Genomic DNA, 22,974 nt, shown 5'->3' on the forward strand with positions numbered 1-22,974 from the left:
TAACTACTGTATATTACAATACTTCTCATTTCAAGCTAGAAATCTTTACTAAAGTCAATTATTCCATGTTTCCGTAGCGCATACCGCCAAGGACGCAACAGAGAAGAACGAAATACTCAAATAAACTGTATTTTCATATAGGAACTAATTATAAAATATTTAATTCCCTCATCCTTGAGATTGAAATAAGGATCTGATTTTATTTTTATTTCGCTTCTATAGTTAGATGAAATAACTAGATTTAATTATTAAATTTAAATTGTGCAATAAATTCTAATACTTAATTTTTGATAATTTAAAAAATATTATGTAATTTTAGAAGAATTTCTTACCTGTCAATTTCCAGGAAATGAAAATTCCGATTTTTTAGGAGTTAATAATGAAGAGAAATACCCAAAAAATTCGCAAATATGCTGGATTATTCAGCGCTATTTGCGGCGGATTAATAATTAGTGCGCCAGCAATTTCTCAAAGGGCAGTAGCACAGCAACCTACTTCTCAAATCAATCCTTGTCCTAGCATTTACTACGAAGAACCACACAACAACCGGATTTTAGTGCCGCAGGGATGTCCTCCCAATGCCCTTACCCGCAGACTAGCAGCCCAAGGGCGGCTTCCTACTCCCACTGTCCCTGGTATCCCCGCACCTAGTCAGATACCGCCTGGTGTTGGCGGTGAAGCACCGGGTTCAGCCGCCCTCGGACGAAATCCCTGTCCTCGTATTTTCTACGAAGAACCGCACAATAATCAGGTATTAGTCCCAGAAGGATGCCCACCAAATGCTCACACTCAACAAATGATGGCACAAGGCATTCCTCCTAGTCGCACTGTCCCGGCGCGTCCACCAGTGAGTGTTATTCAACCACCTTTACCAGAACAACAACAACCACCCAGCACGCAGATTGCCTTGGCTAATGGTAGGGTAAATATCCGCTTGGTGAATGATACTGGGGCTGAGGTTACTTATGAAGTCATTGGCGATACACCGGCGCGATCGCTTGCTGGTAAATCAGATACGATGCTGCGAAATTTAAATGCACCAGTAACTATGACATTCTTCCGTCCAGATGGGGGATTGACTGAGGCGACTGTTCAACCGTCTGCGGAAACAGGAATGATGGAAGTGAGATTGAACGAAACAACTGATGTACAGCAGGATAAAAATACTGTGCGGATTCAAGAGGATGGTACAGTTTTCTTGAATTAAAACCCCACCCCGCCTGCGGAGGAGGGGAGAAAAATAAATATTGCACTTACGAATGACCAATAACCAATAACCAATAACCAATGACCAATGACTAATGACTAATGACGAATTACCGCTTCAGCATTTGAGTTAATTGATCAATTAATTGCACTTCCCGTTTGTTATCTGCAAGGGTTCGCGCTAGGATAATCGCTCGTTCATAAAAATTCCGAGCAGTTGGGTAATCACTTAGCTGCTCGTATAAATGAGCGTAAGATTCAAAAGATTTCAATTCTTCGCGGAGATTTTGTAATTCCTGGGCAATTATTAACCGTTGTTCGAGTAAATCAAAAGCACGCTCATAACGTCCGACAGCACTGTGTGCTATGACTAAACCGTCAATTGCACGTAATTGATTAGTGCGATCGCCGTTAGTTTGAGCAATTCGCATTGCTGCACCATATGTGCCAATTGTATCGGGATAATTTCTGGCTTCTAAGTAGGCATCACCTAAATTATTCAGAGTATTGGCTTCCCCGACACTATCATTAGTTTGACGGCGGAAAGTTAGGGCAGTTTCATAAAGTTTAATGGCTTTGTTATATTCTCCCACCCTGAGAGCTACCAAACCTAAGTTATTTAAAGATAGTCCTTCGCCTTCAATATTTTTGACATGACGCGCAATTGTCAGCGCTTCTTCACTCGTTTTACCTGCGGCTATGGGTTCACCTTGTTGCAGTAACAACGTACTGATATTATTTAAGCCAAAAATTTGAGCTTGAAAATCTTTTGTATCACGAGCGATCGCTAAACGCCGGCGCAAGGCGTTTTCCCCGGATTTAAAGCGATTTAGCTGGATATAAGACTGCGCCAGCAAATCATATGTCAGCCCTTGCGCCTTGAAATCGCCAATTGCATGATAAATCTCCAATGCTTCTAATGCGTATTTCACTGCTTTATCAGCAAATCCCGAAGCATATTCTTGTTCACCGATACGCAGCAATGTATCCGCTTTTTCTCTGGATTCTCCCCAACTTGAACTATTCAAAGGGCGGTGGAGTTGTTGCGTAATCTCAGCAGCACGAGCCACCGTCGGACTCAGTAAAGCAATAAAAAGTAAAACGTAACACCCAGATAATAAATGCCGTTGTTTCATAAAACTTACCGTTGAAATTTCGGCTTTGAGCAGAAGATTCCCGAAAAAGAATTAATTTTTGGAAATGAAGACTAGCAATTTACGCATTTATACATAGACTATGATTGACCAGAATCTTCGCCCAAGTAGATAACGCGGATGTCTGCTGGTAATTTGTCCTCTAGCATAGAATAGCCTTCCTGGAGAAAATTGGCTACTTCGAGCGGCGATATTTTTTCTCCTTCGGCTTGCAGGTAAGCAGCAATTCTCGTTTCGCTCCAGTGGAAAGTCTGAGCCATTAAAACCATCAACCGCAACATTGCTGGTAGTTGGTCTAAAGCCTGTTCGACATAGCACCATAGCGGCGGCGAAGTTGTTGACAGCGAATAATGAATGGCTTCGGTTGGTGGTAGTTGAATTTCATTGATACAGAAAGCGGTGATATTAATCAGCCAATTTTGCAAAGTTAAAGCTTGGGGACTGGATGAGGGATCAGCTAAATTTAGTCCACCGAGTTCGTAATAGATATGTTTCCACGTTAGGGCAAACAAATAATCTGCTTGGACAGGCGATCGCGCTGAATGCTGAATCAAGGTGTAAACTATGGGGCTATAACGGCAAAAAATCACCGTAAAATACTTGCCAGCATCTGGATAACTCTGAAATAGATCCAGCAGTTCCTGATCATTGTGATGAAACAGCGACTTCACTAGCGGGTGATTAGCTTCGGGAAAATGGGGAATTTGCATAGCTGGAAAGTGGCTCTTAGTTAAAATAGTATTTTTCATGCCAATCGTGCGCTCATCTGCATACAATCGAGGTTTTAGTCTGTTCGTTGCTAAGACTCAGACTACTTTAGTATTGATAAACTAAGAACATCGACAATAATAAAAGTTCTCCCTTATATAATCTTTTGGTTTGTTCATGGTTATAGCAGCTAATGTGATGCCTTTCTTATTCGCCCCTCTGAATTTCGGCTCTTTTTTGTCTTCCCTGCCCTTGGATAGCTTATTTTCCACCCAAGGCATTATGGTGATATTGCTGGCGGCTTATGCTGGCGCTATGTGGATGTTCCTCACCAGTGCGCCCAAAGTCCACACTGTCATGGTGTCTGACTTGGAAATCGCCCGACAGTTGTATGAAGGGCTGCTAGATTTGCCAGCCGCCGAAGTACCTTTGCACTACTACTACAACTACGAACAAACTTTAGGCGCTACTGGTATTGATCCACTTTATATGTCTACCAGTCCCAGTTGGTCGAATAAGGTGATGAATAACGCTAACGATGGGTTGTGGTATCAAATGAAAAAAAATACCCAGTTGCACGTCATTACCGGGGCTAGTTTGGGTAATAAAAATCAGCAACGTCATGTTTGTTTTGATCGTGACTGCTTGGATCTGATTTTATTACGAGTGGAAATGCGCGGTTTGAAGTTCAAGATTCGCAACCAAAAGCCCCTCAATTTTTTGGTTAAGGACTATGAAGGGCGCGTGATTGAAATCGCTGAAGTCGCAAATTAGTGATGTTGGGTGTTTCAGTTTTGAACTGATCAACACCCAATTTCTTTATATGATTATCGAACCGCCAAGTCGCCAAGAGCGCCAAGTGAAGAAGGATGTACACCTCACACCGATATGAAGCGGATTTCTATGGTTGGACTCAAGAGCAAATTAATCTGCTTCAGAATCAACAATGGGATAAATTAGATACTTTTAACCTGATTGAAGAAATTGCTACTTTGGGCAGAAGAGAACGGCAAGAACTGAGAAATCGGCTAGGATTATTATTAGGACATTTATTAAAATGGCAGTTTCAACCAGAAAAACGTAGTAATAGCTGGTTAGGTACAATTCGAGAACAACGTGTACAAATTAAGTTATTGCTGCAAGATAGCCCTAGTTTAAAACCCTATTTGGCTCAGGTTTTTCCCGATGCGTATGAATTAGGTTTAGCTTTAGCAATTCGCGAGACTCAATTGGGTGAACAGGTATTTCCAGAAATATGTCCTTACACTTTAGAACAAACGCTAAATCCTGATTTTTTCGCAGAACTGAATTAAACTTAAAATAGTGGCGTTGCTAAATCAAAGTATGAAATGCCAAAATGACCTTTCTTCTTCTTCGTACCTTTGCGCCTTTGCGCCTTTGCGTGAAACAAATTCATATTTGAAATCAGCAACGCCAAAATAGTTAATTTCAGGGTGTTGATTTTCTAACCTTCAAATCTCATCGTCAGCAATGGTTATTGTTTCAAGGTGAAGTCATGAGTGCTGAGAAAACACCAGATGTGGGCGGCGGAATACCTGTGATTAAATATTGGGCAGAAAAGACCATATCTGCTGATGGTGTCCAGGTTTGGCAGAAGTTATTTCACAAAAGTGCTTGTCTTTCCTGCGCGTGGGGGACAGGTGGACAAAAGGGCGGTTTTGTCAATGAAGATGGGGAAGTTTTGCAACGCTGCGCGAAAAGTGTAGAAGCGATCGCCTCGGAATTACAAGCAGAAACTACCTTTGAAAAGCAGTATAATTTATGCCAATTACAACAATTAAATTCTCAAGCAGCGAATAATTTAGGTAGATTAAGTCATCCTTTAATTTTACGGGCTGGTAGTTCCCACTATGAGCGCATTTCTTGGGATGAAGTTTATCAAATTGCCGAGACAGCATTTCAAAAACCACCACAGAAATTAGCTTCTTACAGTTCCGGGAGATCATCGAATGAAGCAGCATTTTTGTTACAATTGATGATGCGATCGCTTGATTCCAATAACCTCGCCGACTGTTCAGACTTGTGTCATGCAGCTTCCACCGTCGGCTTAAATCAAATGTTCGGTTCTGGGACTTCCACAGTCAGCCTAGAAAGCCTCAAACAAGCCGATTGTATAGTCTTAATTGGTTCCAACGCCCCAGCAAATCATCCCCGGTTAATGAATGAATTAATCAAATTACGGGAAAGGGGCGGTAAAGTAATCATTGTCAACCCGACTGTAGAAGTTGGTTTAGTCAAATTCTCCTCCCCAGCCTATCCCATCAAATCCTTGTTAGCTGGTGGTTCCGAAATTTCCTCACTGTACCTGCAACCAATACCCGGTAGTGATGTCGCTTTATTTGTCGGTATCCAAAAAGCATTAATAGCCGAAAATTTAATTAAATCAGATTTTCTCCAAGCTCATACCGAAGACTGGGAAAACATTATTCAAAATGCCCAAACTACCCCTTGGGAAAGCATCACTGCAACTTGTGGTATTTCTCAAGCCGAAATTATCGCCGCAGCCCGGATAATTGGCACATCTACAGGCGTAGTATTTGCTTGGGCGATGGGAGTCACGCAACAAGAAAACGGTGTGGATAACATTCATAGCATTGCCAATACAGCCCTGTTAACAGGCAACATCGGCAAACCAGGTGCAGGTACAATGCCAATTCGCGGACACTCAAACGTCCAAGGATTTGGCTCTATGGGTGTCACCATCAACTTGAAAAAGGAAATTCAGCAAGCTTTAGAAAAACTCCTACAACGTCCTCTCAGTCGCATTCATGGCTACGATACAAGAGCATTAATTACAGCTGCTGAGAAGGGAGAAGTTGACACCTTGATTTGTTTGGGGGGAAATCTCTATGCAGCCAACCCAGATTTAAACCAAGCAAAACGCGCCTTGGGAAAAATTGCCACTATTTTTTATGTTGCTACCAAACCCAACCTCGGACATTTTCACGGTTTAGCCCAGCAAAATACAATTATTCTCCCAGTATTTACGCGCTTTGAAAATCCCCACAAAACCACCACCGAATCGGGTAATAATTTTGTGCGTCTTAATGATGCAGGAAAAACTCATTTAAAAACGGCTGATTTGATTTCTGAAATTGAATTAATTACGCAAATTGCCCATAGAGTTTTAGGAGATACGCCGATAGATTGGCGTAAACTTCAAGATCCAAAGTACATCCGCGAACTGATTGCGAAGACGATTCCCGGTTACGAAAAAATTGCCGAAATTGATCAGACAGGCGAAGAATTTACCATTGCTGGCAGGATTTTAGATACACCCAAGTTTGCCACATCTACAGGTAAAGCCAAGATGTTTGTGACTGCTTTACCAAAGTTAAATTTACCCAGTAAAGCAGATTTTGGTTTTACAGAATCAACCCCAGGAATTGTATTAATTTTGGGAACAGGCAGAAGTTATTCCCAACATAATACAGTTGTTTATAAAGACGGGGATTATTATCGGGGAATGCCTCACCGTAACTGTATTTTGATGAATGTTCAAGATATGGAAACAGCAGGTTTTAGGGAACATCAAAGAGTAACAGTGCAAGGTGACGCAGGTCAATTAGAAGATGTAGAAATTATTTGCGGAGACATTCGCCCTGGTGCAGCAATGATGTTTTATCCTGAAGTAAACGTAATTTTTAAAGCCAAAATTGACCAGCTTTCTCGTACACCTGCTTATAAAAGAGTGCCTGTGTTTGTTTACTAAAAATTCTGTCAGGCTAGTGGTTTTGATTATTAAGAATTAACGAACCGCCAAGTACGCCAAGTACGCCAAGAAAGAGATAATAAAGAGAAATAAAAATGGATGGTGCGTTAGGTAGAACCACAACGCACCATGTTATACCTTAACTCAATTGTTCATGCTTAAATTTCCCTTTAATGGATTTGTTAAAGTATTGACCTTTAGACGGTGCATTGTCTAACTCTTCTTTGACGCTAGGAGGTACTTTGAAATACTCGTAAACACTACCACTATCAAATTCAATGGTCAGTGTTTGAATTTGGGGATTATAGCTAAATTGCTTAATCAAACTGCCTTCTGGCTTGAGTAACGGAAAGGCGATCGCATCCCGAATACTGGCACAATCAGTTAATAACATCACCAACCTATCAATACCAATCCCCAAACCACCTGTAGGCGGCATTCCATATTCCAAAGCCGTGATAAAGTCTTCATCAACACCTTGGGCTTCTAAATCACCAGCAGCTTTCAGCGCAGCTTGGGCTTCTAAACGTTCTCTTTGATCTACTGGGTCTGTCAACTCAGAGAAGCTGTTAGCAGTCTCACGCCCCACGATAAATAATTCAAATCGTTCTACCAAACCAGGTTGAGAACGATGGGGTTTAGCTAAGGGTGAAATTTCTACAGGATAATCAATGACAAAGGTCGGCTGAATTAAGTTTTCCTCTATCTTTTGTTCAAAAGCTGCATTGAGAAGTTTGCCCATTGATGGGACATCTTCTATACCATGCAGACCCGCATTTTTACTAGCTGCTTTCGCTTCTTCCAATGTCGAGAAAGAATTGAAATCCAAGCCTGTATATTCTTTGACTAAATCGTGCATCGTCACCCGTCGCCAAGGTGCTGATAAATCTATCGGTGTGCCTTGGTAGGTGATTTGTAGTGTGCCGAGTACCTCTTGGGCAACAGTGGTAATAATTCCCTCTGTCAGCGCCATCATATCGTGGTAGTCAGCATAGGCTTGGTAAACCTCAATTGAGGTAAATTCGGGATTGTGGCGAGTCGATACGCCCTCATTCCGAAAAATTCGCCCTAATTCAAAGACTTTCTCAAAACCACCGACAATCAACCGTTTTAGATGCAGTTCTGTAGCAATTCGCAGATACAACTGCATATCTAAGGTGTTGTGGTAAGTCACAAACGGACGCGCATCAGCACCGCCAGCTTCACTTTGCAAAACAGGAGTTTCAATTTCCAGAAAATCCCGTTCTGTCAAATAGCGACGAATTCCCGCAGTAATTTGGGCGCGACGGCGGAAGGTTTGCCGCACTTCGGGATTGACAATCAAATCAACATAGCGCTGACGGTAGCGTTTCGCAACATCCGTTAAACCATGCCACTTGTCGGGTAGAGGCAACAGGGATTTTGTCAGAATGCTGTATTCTTTGACGTAGACAGATAATTCGCCCTTTTCAGTCCGTTTAATAGTGCCTTTGACACCCAGAATATCACCTGCATCTGTGAGTTGTTTGAGGTGAGAGAAGGCATCAGCATCAACATCAGCCATGCATTCTTGGATGCGACTTTTCTCTAAATAAAGTTGAATAGTGCCAGTTTCATCTTGCAGCGTAAAGAAAGCCAGTTTACCGAAAACACGACGCGCCATAATGCGTCCAGCAACGGCAACATCTAGATCAACTTCTTCACCACTGGGTAAATCAACAAATTTTGCTTGCAATTCGGCTGTGTGATGAGTAGACTCCCAACGATAGGCGTAAGGATTAGATCCTAGCTGCTTAAGTTGGTTGACTTTTTCCAGCCTGGCGGCACGGATATCTTCTTCCGACATGGTAAGGGACTAAATAGGGCAAGATATATTATAGATGCTGGAAAAGTTGATAGTCATAGATATTTGTAATCTGTAGGCTACTTCAAGAATGCTAGGCGAGTAGAAATTAAGTATGCTTTTTCCCAAACCCTTGTAGAGACGTGACATGGAACGTCTCTGAATTCTGTGTTGGAGATATTCCATGAGACTTTCAATTTTGCCCTATTTGTAGCGAATTCCGAGATGAAATAGCCTGCATTTTCAGGTTAGTCAATTCCATGATCGCATTTACCAGGTCTTTTTGTTCTGGTGGCAAATTGAGTTTTGCTAAACCCTGATTGATGTCATCGCCAGAACGCATATTGTGAGACAGTTTGGTTCGTTGCTCCCAATTCAATACTGCCCCGATTTCTCTATTTCTTCTCTGACGTACAGCCTGGATTTGTTGCTGCTGTTGCGGTGTAAGGTTAGTATTTGAAAATAAGCTAGACTCAGTATTTGCGTCGAAAAGTTGGGCAATAATGATACTAGGAGCAGAATGGATTTGAACTGGTGCAGCCAAGGCAATTCCTGGAATCAAGATTACAAAGGTCAGAATACTAGCGAATACGGTTAGCCGTTTTATCAGGTGAATTGCCATATTTTGAAGTGCCTACATCGAATTTTCTGCTGAGATATATTTCAGCAATTTTCCACTGTGTTAGTTAAGGGGACAGCAGTCCACCTAGAAAGTATTATCTAACGTCAGGGAATCTTGAAAGATAAATTATGCTAGAGCCTTTGTCTATAGGTAAGGTCTTTACCCTACAAAAATGCTGTGTGAATTTATATTGAGTTACAAAATATACTAAAGCAACAGTTAGCGGGCATCTTTGCCCACTCCACAAGAAATTTAAGTAGGGTGTGTTGTCGCGCAGCGCAACGCACCGTCAAAACTTCGGCTTTTTGTGTCAACAATTCAAGGTGCGTTAGCCTACGGCATAACACACCCTACTGGACTGACAAGGCGAAAATAGTGCATTAGATTTCTAAGTAAAATCGCGCTAAAGCGCAACTACGAACATTTTCTATTGCATCATTTTAAGCTTGCCACGCCACTACGAACTAAATGAACCACATCTTTATATCTCACGCATCAGCGAAGCGAAGTACGAAGTACGTTAGGCGCAAAGGCGCAAAGGAAGAAAGAAATACAGATATCAGCTTGTGGTCTAAATACATGAAAATTGCTGTAACGAGGATATAGCTAAACCCGCCCCTAATCAGATTTTTTCATTTTGTTAATTTCTTGTTGTAATTCTTCAATCTGTTGTCGTAAGGTTTCTACTTCCTGTGGCGAGGTTTCGGCGGCAACATTTACAGCACCGGATGCCGATCGCTGGTAGTTTCCTCGGCGAATTTGCTTGTATTCTTCTGATACTGCCCACTCCTGTAAATACCGTAGGCGTTCCACAGGGAAAGGATGGCTCAACATCGTACCTTGAGCGCCGTTGTAAATCAAGAATTTATAAACCTGATTCAGTCCATCGTCATCAAGTGCATGATAATTTTCTGACTGCTTTATAAACTCCGGCAAACTGCACTCATGAGCATATTTGATACAGCCGCCAGAAACTTTCATCATAGATGACATGACAGTATTTAAGTCATCCATGACTAACAAAGCTGCCCGGTCTGCGGTTAACTCGGCTTTGCGTCGCCATTCAAAAAAGGCATAAATCAAAGCTTGAGAGACGAAATTGCCAATACCGAAGGTTAATTCTCCCAAGGCGGAAGCAGCACTCATCGCCCACATCGCCATTTGAATTAAAATAGTATGACCACATTTAATATGCCCCAGTTCATGGGCTAACACCGCCCGAATCTCGGCTTCGTCGAGTAAGTCTAGTATCCCTGTATTTATGACTATGTAAGGATTCTCTTGCCCCAGGGCATAGCTATTGGCTTGGGGATTTTGTACGACAAACAAAGCAGGTTCTGGGTAAATGTCCAAATCTCGCACACATTCGCGGAACATCTGGTAAATAGTGGAATATTGCCGTGGACCTACTTGGATGGCATTGCCCATTAGATAGACTAGCTGAGGGCGTTCGTAGACAAATTCCACAAATTTACGAGATATTAAATCAAATCCCGGTAAATTTCGTAAAGCTTCTTCGGCTTGGCGATCCAGTGGATGCCTGAAGGCTTCGCTGGAGATTCCTGTGTAAGTAGGCATAATTTAATCAGTGAACAGTGAACATTGAACAGTGAACAGTCTAAGTTATTAGTCTGATAACTGGTAACTGATGACTGATAACTGAATAATGGAAATGGGGCGATTGGAATTAGAAATCACTTTGTATGGGATGAAAAGCTTGTGATTGAGGCTGAAGTTCATTTGTCACTACATAACTTCCTGCGATCGCAGTCGGGGTTTCCTTCCTGGCCCCATCATTTAACGATGGCCAGGTTGGTAGCACGCGCCTTGCGTCTAGGACGTAGTGCCTTAATTCAAGTTGGGGCGGTTTCTGGCTATCAAGGTCGTTATCGCACTAGTTTTGTGGCATCGGCTTTGATGTGGCATGGCCCTGTAATTATTGTCGCCCCAGCAGCAGTACAGCAACGTCTTCTGCAAGTGGAAATTCCCCGCCTCCAGCCGTGGCTACAAGCGAACAAACCCATCAGAACAGGTGAAGTTTGGCCGGGAAATGATTTTCAAGCATTACTCCTCACTTCTCCTGAAGCTTGGTTAAAAGGGCAGTTCACATCTGCTGATAGTTTTCCTCCAGGCATTCCCACAATTATTGATGGGGTCGATGATCTAGAAGATTGGGTACGTGATCAGCTTACCCAAGATATTCAACCCCAAGACTGGGATCAACTCATGTTAGCTTGTCCTGACCAAGCCGAGATCATTCGTTCTACGCGGGCGCAACTCACACACAAACTTTTTCAGCACCCAGTTAATCCATATCAGTGCTATCTCATTTCCCAGTCAGAAGTAGACATTTTAAGTGATCTCTATTCACAACTGGAGTCAGTAGAAACATTGCCAGATCCCTGGAAAGATTTTTGGCAGCAATTCTCTACCAGTAATGAAAATCTCCCCCCATCTAATCTCTTCTGGGCAACGATCGCCCGTCGTCAAGGGTTATTTTCTTTACATTACACCCCGATTGAATTAGGCGAAAGTCTCAAGGCTATTTGGCAGAGGCAACCAGTAGTATTAATTGGTAGTGCCTTGGAACCAGAAACTGAAGCCCCTTTGTTTCGTCAGCGTTTGGGTTTAGATGACGTAACTTGTTTGAAGTTTTCTAATGATCATCAAGGGACTGCTATTCAATTGTATGTCCCCCATAAGTTGCCTTTACCCAATACCCCAGAGTTTCAAGCGGCATTTATTCACAAGGTTCGGACACTGCTTTGTCTGAGTGCCGCAGCCCCAGGTTTAACGGTAGTATTAGTGGGAGATGTGCCACTGAAGGCTCAAGTCGGTGCTATTTTGGCTTCTGAGTTTGGTACACGGGTACAGGTGGAAAAAACTTGTTTGGATGAGAATGGGATTTTAATCAGTGGCTGGGAATTTTGGCGATCGCATCAATCGGTTTTACCAGCACCCCATCTATTAATTATTGCCACGTTGCCGTTACCATCTTTAGAAAATCCTTTGGTAGCTGGTAGAGTTGCTCATTACAAGCGATCGCATCAGGATTGGTTTCGGTTATTTTTGTTACCAGAGGCTTTGAATGAATTACAACGAGCGATCGCACCAGTCCGAGAAAGTCAAGGTATTGTGGCTTTACTAGATAGCCGTGTAGTTAACCGGAGCTATGGCGCACAAGTCCTGGCTGTTCTTAGTCCTTTGGCACGGATTAACTACCTTGATCCCAGCTTGTTTTCCCATCCGAGTGAGGAAGATCCCGGATAATTGAGTATTTACGTTTTGTCAATTCTAGAGCGATCGCCTCCTAGCAAGCGCTATCATCAATTTTGGTGCCAGTTATCTTAAAACCTAAAACCTCATTAAATTTGAATTCCTGATTATGGGTGAAGCAAAACGTCGTGTGCGATTCGTTGTTTAGTGAATCACGGTAATCAGTCCGTACATAACTAAACCAGTCCGACAGCAGATTACTGTCATTAAAGGCTGAACTCTCGGTCAGATGCAAGTGCAAGTCTTGCCATTCAGACTCAGAATTGACTCCTTATCTGCCCACACCGAACAAGCTCGGTTCTTGTAGAGTGAAGCTGGGAACAGGGCGCAATCAGACGACCGTTGCGGGTTGACACTGGCGCTAACAGGGAGTTCCTACGATGAAACAGAGCCTAGAAAAACGACTTATTTGCAGGCAGGGCGCAACGCCAAATCCCTGACCTCACTGGAGTTGATTCCCGCCGAACACGCGTCGAGTAACGGCAAGAGTCCAGGGAATCCAGTAGTTGAATTGGCTACATCTAACGGAACAATCAATCTTTCCGAGGGAACGAAGAAAAACGAATTGTGGGTCTTGAGACGGTCGAATCTCAGGTAGTCCAGACGAGCGGAGGAATCCCCACAGTTCGGGTAGGACAGTCCGTAATTGGACTGAGGTGTTCAGAGAATACAAACTCCAGAAGAGAAAATGATTAGACACAGTTACAAAACTAGTGAATCTTGGAAAGCCCTACCGTGGAAGAAATTCCGCCGAAATCTTTTCCGCCTTCAAAAGCGCGTATTTAAAGCGGTTCAAGTTGGAGACAAGCGGAAAGCGCGGTCACTCCAAAAGCTCATTCTAAAATCCACCTCGGCTCGATTTCTGGCAATCAGACAAGTATCTCAGCTAAACGCTGGTAAAAAGACGGCGGGTATTGATGGGAAAAAATCGCTCTCATTTGAAGAACGCTTCAACCTTGAAGAATTACTGAAAATGAATAGTGGAAATTGGAAGCATCAAGGACTACGGGAAATCCCCATCCCTAAGAAGGACGGGACTACCAGAATGCTTAAGATACCCACCATCGCGGATAGAGCTTGGCAATGCCTCGCAAAATATGCACTTGAACCAGCACACGAAGCCACTTTCCACGCCAGGAGTTATGGGTTCAGAACTGGGCGCTCCGCCCATGATGCACAAAAGTACATCTTCCTAAACCTTAACTCCAAAGCTAACGGAATAAATAAGCGAGTAATTGAACTCGATATTGAAAAGTGCTTCGATAGGATTAATCACTCAGCAATAATGGACGGAATCATTGCCCCTAAAGGCTTAAAACTCGGAATATTCCGATGTCTCAAGGCAGGAGTCAACCCAGAATTTCCCCAACAGGGAACACCTCAAGGGGGAGTGGTCAGCCCACTACTAGCAAACATCGCCCTCAACGGGATTGAGAGTATACATAGATACCATGAGAATCAAGGACAGAGAATTACTAACAAAACCTCAGTCAGTGAGATCACCGAGCCATCAGTCCGATACGGAGATCACATGGTTATTATACTTCGACCCGAAGATGATGCGACAGAGATACTTGAAAGAATCAGCGAGTTCCTCCGCAAACGCGGAATGAATGTAAGCCAAAAGAAAACCAAAATTACCGCTGCGACAGATGGGTTTGATTTCCTTGGCTGGCACTTCAAAGTCCAGAAAAACGGAAAGTTTAGATGTAATCCCTCAGTGGATAACTTCAAAGCTTTTCGTAAGAAAGTAAAACACATCGTCAACAACTCGAACTATGGTGCTACCACAAAGGCTGAGAAATTAGCGTCGGTAGTTAGAGGCTGGAGAAATTACCATAAGTTCTGCAAGATGGACGGGTCAAAGTTATCACTTTGGTTTATGAGTCACAGAGCTTACACGGTATTCAACAAGGAAGCAAAACAGACACGCCACTCTAGCAAAAAATTGATAGATAAAGCGTTTCCCAAAATTTCCTACTCCGAAAACAAACACATCCCTGTCAAAGGAACTAAATCACCTTACGACGGAGATATAGCCTATTGGAGCAAACGTAACAGTAAGCTCTATGACGGAGAAACCTCTAAAGCTCTTAACAAGCAAAACCATAGATGTGCTTCCTGTGGTCTGAAATTCATCGGTGAAGAAAAGGTTCACCTGCACCACATCGACGGAAATCATGCCAACGGTCAGAAAAATCATCTACAAGCAATTCACGAGAGTTGTCACGATTACAAGCACATGAGCAAAAGCGCAAGCTAAGAACATCGGGAGCCGTGTACACGGAAACGGGTACGCACGGATCTAACTGAGAGGTGCGAAGGATAATACCTTACATCGACTCAACCAAAACTACACTGGGAAATAACTACGGTCAAGATACACGCATCTTACCTTGGGTTCCCATCACCAAAACCCAATCCCAAAAGTTTATGGAGTTGACTACTCGTAGTACCTGGTTCTGTATTGGTGCGATCGTTGTAGCATGGATAACTATTCGTTTTATCGGTCCTGCTTTTGGTTGGTGGCAAGTAGTCTATTAAAATACGCGCCGCTATGCTCAAAGTACCAGCTATAGCGGTGTTTCCCAATCTCACCCTCAACACTTCCCCAAATTTGTTAAAATTTATATAGTTGAATTTATTCTGTTCAAAATAGGTTTTATGTAGTCTATAGTTCCAAAAAGCATAAACATAATATCTCATGCCAGCCATTTGTTTGCTGGGAATAACCCCCACAGGGCGAACTACAGCGCCCCCTATGCCTAGACTAAACGCTGTCGGGACTACTTTACGTAAAATATTTAAACTACCATTGACATCAGCGTGAATCAGTTAGCCATACATACTAACATTTGTCAGTACTTGTTTCAATAAATTTATGTGAATTCCCTGGCTTGAGGTTTGCTCTATCCCCACTATTAGCTGGTTTCACTGTGATGAATGATAATATATGGTAATATTTGTCTATATATTGGGCGAAGTTTCACAATACTATCTTTTTTGCTGATCTCAAACTAAATTTTGGGTTTTTGGGTAGCTTTTGCAGCACAACCTCAAGAAGCGAGAAAATACATACTGGCGAAATGGCAACATACTTATCCCATGTTCAGTTATTCTCAGTGTTAAGCCATAGATATTTAGGTTAAGTATTTGGTATTCTTGTTGAAATCACGTACAAATATTTTAACCATTGCTCCCACACAGCCCACAGATCCCAACCACAAACCTAAAATTATCTCCCAAACTCTATATTTTTAGGAGCTTTTGACTGTTCTAACCAATACTTCAAAAGCACTATAGCACTTGTTGTTTTTATGCAATACACTTTCATCTCTCTCCTTCCAGGGGAGAGCCTGTGACATTTGCTACTCTTCCCTTGTAGGGAAGGGGTTGGGGTTAGGTCTGTATGGGATTCAACTGCAAGCCGCTATATATTTTCATTAAAGGACACATAGGTTCACAACCCGACAAAGGATATAGAAAATACTGAAGTGGTTTTAAAGCCTTGTCCAGAGAACAATTTGGCAGTATATGTCCCAGTGAAATGATATCCGTAACTTTTCTGTTGTTTAACAATACCAAATTTGCGTTACTCTTAAAACGGAATCGTTTTAGTTAGGCATTTAATCGGACAGAAGTATATTAATAAAATCTTAAATTTTGCCAATCTGTCTGATCAGTCGAACTTACAAATTGAATAGTTTGATACGGCAAGCTGAATATTTATCTACTACCCTAAGCAAGGTAGTTAATTAACGATTTCATGAAACGCTGGTAAATGTAATGGATAGTTTACAATACCAGTGGATGAAAAAAGCTAAAGAAAATATAAAAGAGACTAAAATCACTGTGGTGTCTGGAGGACAAACGTGTTTCTGAGACTAGCGCATCAACACCGACAATTCGTCCAAGACTTGGTAATGAACCTACAAGCCTTGGCAATTGTACTAGAACGACGGGGATATCCTGCGTCCTGTTATACCTGTGGCGACCAGATGAATAGTGCTTCATTTATGGTCAGCTTGGGCGACAATCACTTGATTCGATTCTTGGTATCCGATTACGGGATTACTTGGACGGAAATGCGAGATGACCGCGAATTAATGAAATTAGAGGGTGCAGAGGCAATTAATCAGTTGCAAGAGCTGGCTAATCTTGTCAAAGAATCTACACCAGCTAGTTCAGGTAATAAAACCCTGGCCAAAAAGTGTTAGGGCTTTCTGTATCTGATGGGGTACTTAACAACAGGTTCCCATAGTCGCTCTCGTATTGGAAATCTATGGCTGGTAATTAGTAATAGGTAATTGTGGCTTGGCTTGCGATCCCACATTACCTATTTAAAATTACTATAAAGTGATTTGCTTATTGCAGGGCGATCGCCTATTTTAAGTGCGTTAATTAAAACCTTATGAGAGAATTTTGTCAGATGTGAAACATTCATAGCTATTAAGAAATTCAAAAATGTCTAAAAAACAACCAAATCCAGCACAATTACCACCAACCAGCGCCATTGATCTTCCATCGAACCAGGAATTTGAGAGTTGGTTTGAATATCCGGTGAGAGTGCAACCCCATCATACTGACTATGCAGGTGTTGTCTGGCATGGTACTTATTTAACTTGGATGGAAGAAGCAAGAGTAGAATGTTTGAGATCCATCGGCATTGAATTTGCTGATTTAGTGGCGTTAGGCTGCGATTTACCGGTTGTAGAACTTTCAGTACGCTATCACCGTTCCATTCAGTTAGGTATGGCTGTAATTGTCAAAACACGCATGATTGAAGTGACTGGTGTCCGCATCAACTGGGATTATGGGATTGTCTCAACTGATGGACAAGAACTATATGTCACAGCTAAGGTGACGTTAGTAGCATTAGACCGCGAAAGAGGTAAGATAATGCGTCGCCTACCTGCAACTGTTCAGGACGCGTTAGCCAAGATTTCCACTATACACAATAATTAGCAAAAAAAGGATGAAGAATGTAGATGCTTGGCAAACTGTTTACCGCAGGTTTGCTGGAAGCCTTTCTTCTTCATCCTTGGTTTTGTTTAAATTTATCGCCTCTCAATCGCGTCTCATTTCGGCGAAATTGTTTGAGCCAAGTGCATAATCTGATGCCAAATATCTTCAGGTGTAATCCCAAAACCGATATTTAATAAAACCAGTATTGCCGCAATTGTTAAAGCATTCTTCAAAGTAGTTTTCAGAATTTTGAACAAAATTACAAATACTATCCAAGCAAGAATTAGGGTAGGAATCATCAAGATAAATCCCTTGAAAATATCCCTTATTTAAGGGTTACAACAAATATTTATTCATTCAGCAATTACTCTGGTAAATTTTTTTGCCCCCAAGCTATAATAATCGTTATCTCTAAGTTTTTAGGAGATTTTTGGAGTAATTGTTACTGATTAACTATACTAGAAAATTTTAATGATTTCTGGCTAATTAAAGTCTTTTATATAATAAGTTAGTAAATTTATTGGCTGTATTGTTAAAGATATATAAATCATTTCATCAAATAAAGCCGAAATCTAGTGAGGAGGTTGGATAAAATAACCATCCTCACTAATGCTTTTATACTAAGCTGTTGAGCATTGAACTTGCACAATTTGGACGGGCAAGATGCCCATCCCACAAGAGTTGTATTTAAACATATTGTGCAAAATCAGGTTTTTTCAACTTATCGAGTTGTTGGGTGTAACGAAATTACCTGCGAAGGAGATTCTAACTTGTTAGCCGCAGTTAAAACTTCTTGTCTTGCCCATTTATCTGCTGCTAAAATGTCATCTAAAGAAGGATTTGTACAGTTATCATTTTGATGGCGATCGCACACCAATTCGATACATCGGGGAATATCTAAAAATTTAATTTTCTCCTCTAAAAATAACGCCACAACCTGCTCATTAGCAGCATTTAACACAGCCGGCATCGAACCCCCAGCCTTACCAGCAGCATAAGCCAACTGCATACAAGGATACTTCTGGTGGTCTGGTTCACGGAAAGTTAAATTCCCTGCCTTCACCAAATCCAGCCGTTCCCAGTCAGTGTAAATGCGCTCAGGCCAAGATAAAGCATAGAGTAAAGGTAAGCGCATATCCGGCCAACCGAGTTGAGCTAAAACAGATGTATCCTGCAACTCAATCAGCGAGTGAATAATGCTCTGGGGATGAATGACAATATCAATATCTGGATAATCCAAGCCAAACAGAAAATGCGCCTCAATTACCTCCAGACCCTTGTTCATCAAAGTCGCCGAGTCTACGGTGATTTTCCTCCCCATCGACCAGTTAGGATGCTTCAGAGCATCAGCAACCGTCACCTCGGCTAACTTTTCTACATCCCAATCTCGGAAAGCCCCACCAGAAGCCGTGAGCAAAATTCGCCGCAAGCCACCCTTGGGAATACCTTGAAGGCATTGAAATATTGCTGAATGCTCAGAATCAGCCGGTAATAGTTTGACACCATGCTTTTCTACTAAAGGTAGAACCACAGGACCACCAGCAATCAAAGTTTCTTTATTCGCCAAAGCGATATCTTTACCAGCTTCAATAGCCGCGATGGTCGGTAATAAACCAGCACAGCCCACAATACCCGTCACCACGGTTTCGGCATCACCATAACGGGCGACTTCTATCACTCCCGAAATACCAGCGAGTAAAATCGGTTGCGGGTCAAGGTCTTTGATAGCTTCCTGGAGTTCTGGTAATTTTTCCTCAGCCGAAATCGCCGCAATACTTGGCCGAAACTGCCGAATTTGAGCCGCCAAAATCTCCACATTGCTCCCAGCAGCCAATCCGACAATGCGAAACTGATCGGGATACTGAGTAACGATATCTAAAGTTTGAGTACCGATGGAGCCAGTAGAACCAACAAGAGTAATAGCTTTCACAATTGCTTTAAAATTTACAGACAACTTCCAGTTTGACATTCTCCCGCCCCAGATTGCGGGGTATTCTTGGACTGAACATCTGAAAATGCAGAAAATCTGGGTGTAGCGTAGACAGTCAATCAATTTTAGATTTTAGATTTCGGATTTTGGATTTACCATTAAGGAAGTATTGGTAAAATACAAAAATCCCAAAATTATGGAACTAGTGAATAAATTAACGTAAACTCTTCAGATGTGCCTAAAACTTGACCGCCAGATAAATTGAGATTCTGTAAACTGGCATGATCTAATAGCAAATAAGATTGCTCTAACCACATTTTTTGTAAAACTGTAACATCTGCGGAAACGACTTGACAATCAGAATAAAAATTTAAACTAGGACGACCATAAGCAAAAGAAGTATAAACTTTGGTTCCTGGGGAAACATGGGCGCGAATTAATGCCGCCACAGGCTTTACCGGAAAGGTTTCGTTTAACTCCCAAATCCAAGATTGGGAACTCATTAATAGTGCTAAAACTAAATACATTCCCGAAATTAGGACGGGAATAAACAAGCGATCGCGCTGTTTAATTAGCCAAGCTGCTACACTCATACTGATAGCCAAAACCAGACTCATAGCTATCAACACAGGCTGAGGATCTGCAACAGCAAAGTAAATACATCCTCCTAAACCTGCGAAAGCAATAATAGCTAAAAATACTGCCCAATATTTGTTAATTGAATTCCGATGCTGCCAAACTTCGCTCAGTTGCGCCCCAATTGCTAAAGCTAAAAAGGGATAAACAGGCATAATATACCAGGGGAGTTTTGTTCTCATGAAAGAAATGGCGACAAAATAAACAATTGTCCCGATGAGAACGAGACGCGCCCAAGTAGTATGACGTTTTTTTATAGCTAGATGTAAACCTCCTGGTAAAAATATCAGCCAGGGAAAACCATATTTAATTAACTCAATTAAATAGTACCAAGCAGGGCCACTATTACCTTCCACAGACTGCACAAGACGGTTAAAGGTTTGTGCCTGAAAGTTTATTTGTAAGAAATTACTGCCATAATATTGCCATTGGGCAATATACCAAGCCAAAGGTGCAGCAATACCGAATAACATTCCCGCCCAGAAAGAGGGATTTTTCCACAATGTTAATTGTCTCTCGGCAATCAGAAATAAACAAGCGATCGCACCCAGCAATAAAACTAGCATCCCCTTTGTCAGAGTAATTAGCCCCAAGCAAATACCCACACCGAGAGCATACCGTTTATTTTGACGAGCTTTGAGGACAAAAAATAACAATAAGAGGAAAAAAGAAACACTCGCGCCATCTAGCATCGCCAGTCTACCATGACGTACTATAGGCAACATTGTTAAGTAAACCAAAGCCGCAAACAAAGCAGGCAAATTTTGCTGAAAAACCAAACCTCCGACTAAGTACAGTATAGGTACTCCCAAGGCAGTTAAAACTGCACTAGGTAAGCGTGTTGTCCACTCATTCACGCCTCCAAGGGAATAAGCCCAAGCAATTAGTAAATGGATGAGAGGTGGTTTGTTGTGATATGCTTCATCTCCCAAGATGGGGTAAAGCCAACGCATCGAACCAACCGGGGCGCGCCAAATTTCACGAGCAACTTGTGCTACAGTACCCTCATCCCAGTCACGTAACGGTAAGTTTCCCAAAAATATTAGCCAGAGAATCAGAGATCCCACAACCAAGCTCAATAGCCATTCTTTTTCTCGGAATGGACGCATTTTTACAATACCTAAAATACAATCATCTTTTAACAATGATTAGATAATAGCTTTGGTGTAGTGCTGAACGCTTACGCAAAAATCCTCTTAGCGTAGGAACCCTTAGTCTGTGCTAAGTGCAAAGAAATCTTTGAAGATTCTCCAGTTATAGCAACCGCCAAGGAGGTTAAGACATAAACGGATAATCAAACTTAGACACCAAAAGGGTTTTAACCCACTCCCCACGGACTACTCCCTACTCCCTACTCCCCAGCTATATCAGGCAGTAGTTAATTACCGTATTTAGACTGGCTCTATATCCGTGAAAATTCTCATATTAATGGCAAGTGAAAATATCGGGAAAATATACAATAAGTGCGATGCGGCTCCAACTTATTCGCAATAAATGAGTAAACAGTATAATAATTCACTGCTTAGTTTACCTTAACAATGGGAAACTATATGCAGTTGATGATCGTCAGGCTAATTCATAGCAGAGGAAAGGTGGCAGTTAGTAAGTTAAAAATTTAACTTTTTTTTAAACTCTACTCAATGAAAATAAGTATTAACTTACACCTTGAAAATAGAGAATTTAGATTCTCGAATTTTTTTGGCTATATAACCCACACCAGCAAAATAGTTGGTGAGTACGGTTAGGTCTTATTGTTAAATATTGGTAAATATTATACGGCCATTGTTCATCCAAAACCAGATGTTCTAGGTTACAGTTGAAACTTCATCAGCCATAGTGTATATTTTTGCAATTTCTGTGAATCTGTATCCAAAAGTTCTGGATTACTAGTAAAACTCTGCGTATCTAATATTTAGAAGTAATTGTGCTATAAAGTACCGTCATAATTTTGACTTATGGGTCTACCCTTGAAGGAGCTATGAAGTGGAAAATAATAAGTTGTTTCTTTGGCCACAAGGAATACTAATTGCCTTAGTTGCTCTGAGTGTTACTTTTAGCGTTGGTTTAATGTTACTCATCAAGCCCAATGCTTCTGAAGCACAGAGCCGACAAAGTATAGATATTAATAATTTATATGCTGCTAAAGTTGGAACTCAGCAGCGCATTGAGGGATTTAAGGCGATTATGCTCACCAGTTTACAGCAAGAAGCAAACATTAAGGGTTTTGCCTCTGCTGCACCACCAAGCTTTCAAGGAGCAATCATTAAAGCTGTGAAACTTAATCAAGGGCCAAAAGTCATTGCTCTGACCTTTGATGATGGACCCTGGCCAGAAACCACTTCACAAACGTTAGATATTCTGAAAAAGAATAATATTAAAGGTACATTTTTTGTCGTTGGCAGAAATGTCAAGAATTATCCCCACCTAGCCAAGCGGGTGGTTGCTGAAGGTCACGCTATTGCTAATCATACTTGGCATCATTGGTATCATTTTATGAATACCAAGGCGGCTGCTTACGAAGTCGATCACACAACAGACGTAATTTATAAAACTACTGGTGTCAAAACCAATTTGTTTCGACCACCAGGGGGAATTATGCACAATGGGGTAACTGCTTACGCGAGGAAGAGTAAGTATGCCATTATCATGTGGTCATCTGATTCATTAGACTATTCGCGTCCCAGTGTCCCACAGTTAGTCAATAATGTTTTTAGAAACGCCACACCCGGAGGTATTGTGCTGATGCATGATGGTGGTGGTAATCGCTCCCAAACGGTGCAAGCTTTACCACAAATTATTAGTAAGTTTCGTCAGCAAGGCTATAGTTTTGTAACTGTTCCAGAACTTTTAGCAATGCAAGAAAAGGAGCATCAATTGATAGCAAATAAAAAGTAAAAAGTTCAGATACCCGACTTTTGATAA

Annotated in this window: 18 protein-coding genes; 10 read left to right on the top strand and 8 right to left on the bottom strand. The window is 41.7% G+C overall.

Features of this window, described 5'->3' with window-relative positions; translation table 11 throughout:
* Window positions 1-379: 379 nt before the first annotated feature.
* The gene (locus tag NSP_RS04635) at window positions 380-1,207 is read left to right on the top strand and encodes a hypothetical protein (protein WP_006196621.1); all 828 of its coding nucleotides are present in this window, start codon (window positions 380-382) and stop codon (window positions 1,205-1,207) included.
* 109 nt (window positions 1,208-1,316) lie between these two features.
* Here NSP_RS04635 and NSP_RS04640 read toward each other — a convergent pair whose 3' ends face one another.
* Window positions 1,317-2,342: a tetratricopeptide repeat protein gene (locus tag NSP_RS04640; protein ID WP_006196622.1), complete on the bottom strand. Its 1,026-nt coding sequence runs from the start codon at window positions 2,340-2,342 to the stop codon at window positions 1,317-1,319.
* Between the two features lie 98 nt (window positions 2,343-2,440).
* The gene (locus NSP_RS04645; RefSeq protein ID WP_042202260.1) at window positions 2,441-3,070 is read right to left on the bottom strand and encodes a DNA-directed RNA polymerase sigma-70 factor; all 630 of its coding nucleotides are present in this window, start codon (window positions 3,068-3,070) and stop codon (window positions 2,441-2,443) included.
* A gap of 175 nt (window positions 3,071-3,245) precedes the next feature.
* Here NSP_RS04645 and NSP_RS04650 point away from each other — a divergent pair, with 175 nt between their 5' ends.
* The 3 genes from NSP_RS04650 to NSP_RS04660 all read left to right on the top strand — a co-directional run bounded on the left by NSP_RS04650 (window position 3,246) and on the right by NSP_RS04660 (window position 6,801).
* Window positions 3,246-3,842 (top strand): hypothetical protein, encoded by a 597-nt coding sequence (locus NSP_RS04650; RefSeq protein ID WP_006196624.1) that lies wholly within the window; start codon window positions 3,246-3,248, stop codon window positions 3,840-3,842.
* A gap of 95 nt (window positions 3,843-3,937) precedes the next feature.
* On the top strand, window positions 3,938-4,381 hold the full coding sequence (locus NSP_RS04655) for a DUF29 domain-containing protein (RefSeq protein WP_006196625.1): 444 nt from the start codon (window positions 3,938-3,940) through the stop codon (window positions 4,379-4,381).
* Between the two features lie 203 nt (window positions 4,382-4,584).
* Window positions 4,585-6,801 (top strand): FdhF/YdeP family oxidoreductase, encoded by a 2,217-nt coding sequence (locus NSP_RS04660; protein WP_006196626.1) that lies wholly within the window; start codon window positions 4,585-4,587, stop codon window positions 6,799-6,801.
* Window positions 6,802-6,940: 139 nt separating this feature from the next.
* Here the strand turns inward: NSP_RS04660 and lysS are convergent, their stop codons facing one another.
* From lysS to NSP_RS04675, 3 genes are all read right to left on the bottom strand, one after another.
* Window positions 6,941-8,626 (bottom strand): lysine--tRNA ligase, encoded by a 1,686-nt coding sequence (gene lysS / locus NSP_RS04665; protein WP_017803834.1) that lies wholly within the window; start codon window positions 8,624-8,626, stop codon window positions 6,941-6,943.
* Between the two features lie 190 nt (window positions 8,627-8,816).
* A complete protein-coding gene (locus NSP_RS04670; protein ID WP_006196379.1) occupies window positions 8,817-9,245 on the bottom strand; it encodes a hypothetical protein in 429 nt (142 codons plus the stop codon).
* 618 nt (window positions 9,246-9,863) lie between these two features.
* On the bottom strand, window positions 9,864-10,823 hold the full coding sequence (locus tag NSP_RS04675; RefSeq protein WP_006196380.1) for a M48 family metallopeptidase: 960 nt from the start codon (window positions 10,821-10,823) through the stop codon (window positions 9,864-9,866).
* 141 nt (window positions 10,824-10,964) lie between these two features.
* Between NSP_RS04675 and NSP_RS04680 the strand changes: the two genes are divergently transcribed.
* From NSP_RS04680 to NSP_RS04700, 5 genes are all read left to right on the top strand, one after another.
* On the top strand, window positions 10,965-12,515 hold the full coding sequence (locus NSP_RS04680; protein WP_173403260.1) for a helicase C-terminal domain-containing protein: 1,551 nt from the start codon (window positions 10,965-10,967) through the stop codon (window positions 12,513-12,515).
* A gap of 694 nt (window positions 12,516-13,209) precedes the next feature.
* Window positions 13,210-14,784: a group II intron reverse transcriptase/maturase gene (locus NSP_RS04685; RefSeq protein WP_006196382.1), complete on the top strand. Its 1,575-nt coding sequence runs from the start codon at window positions 13,210-13,212 to the stop codon at window positions 14,782-14,784.
* 53 nt (window positions 14,785-14,837) lie between these two features.
* Window positions 14,838-15,065, top strand: coding sequence for a DUF2839 domain-containing protein (locus NSP_RS23885; protein WP_231859534.1), 228 nt, complete (start codon window positions 14,838-14,840; stop codon window positions 15,063-15,065).
* A gap of 1,328 nt (window positions 15,066-16,393) precedes the next feature.
* Window positions 16,394-16,738 (top strand): DUF1815 family protein, encoded by a 345-nt coding sequence (locus NSP_RS04695; RefSeq protein WP_006196384.1) that lies wholly within the window; start codon window positions 16,394-16,396, stop codon window positions 16,736-16,738.
* Window positions 16,739-16,985: 247 nt separating this feature from the next.
* Window positions 16,986-17,486: an acyl-CoA thioesterase gene (locus NSP_RS04700; protein WP_006196385.1), complete on the top strand. Its 501-nt coding sequence runs from the start codon at window positions 16,986-16,988 to the stop codon at window positions 17,484-17,486.
* A 113-nt stretch (window positions 17,487-17,599) separates the two neighbouring features.
* On the opposite strand, the gene NSP_RS04705 is transcribed toward NSP_RS04700, so the two are convergent.
* From NSP_RS04705 to NSP_RS04715, 3 genes are all read right to left on the bottom strand, one after another.
* Window positions 17,600-17,785 (bottom strand): hypothetical protein, encoded by a 186-nt coding sequence (locus NSP_RS04705; protein ID WP_006196386.1) that lies wholly within the window; start codon window positions 17,783-17,785, stop codon window positions 17,600-17,602.
* A 422-nt stretch (window positions 17,786-18,207) separates the two neighbouring features.
* Window positions 18,208-19,416 (bottom strand): 1-deoxy-D-xylulose-5-phosphate reductoisomerase, encoded by a 1,209-nt coding sequence (dxr, locus tag NSP_RS04710; RefSeq protein ID WP_042202174.1) that lies wholly within the window; start codon window positions 19,414-19,416, stop codon window positions 18,208-18,210.
* A gap of 194 nt (window positions 19,417-19,610) precedes the next feature.
* Complete coding sequence (locus tag NSP_RS04715; RefSeq protein WP_173403261.1) at window positions 19,611-21,161, bottom strand: ArnT family glycosyltransferase; 1,551 nt, start codon at window positions 21,159-21,161, stop codon at window positions 19,611-19,613.
* An 874-nt stretch (window positions 21,162-22,035) separates the two neighbouring features.
* On the opposite strand from NSP_RS04715, the gene NSP_RS04720 reads away from it, so the two are divergent.
* On the top strand, window positions 22,036-22,947 hold the full coding sequence (locus tag NSP_RS04720; protein ID WP_017803837.1) for a polysaccharide deacetylase family protein: 912 nt from the start codon (window positions 22,036-22,038) through the stop codon (window positions 22,945-22,947).
* Window positions 22,948-22,974: the final 27 nt, after the last annotated feature.

This window comes from Nodularia spumigena CCY9414, assembly GCF_000340565.2.
Classification (GTDB): Bacteria; Cyanobacteriota; Cyanobacteriia; order Cyanobacteriales; family Nostocaceae; genus Nodularia; species Nodularia spumigena.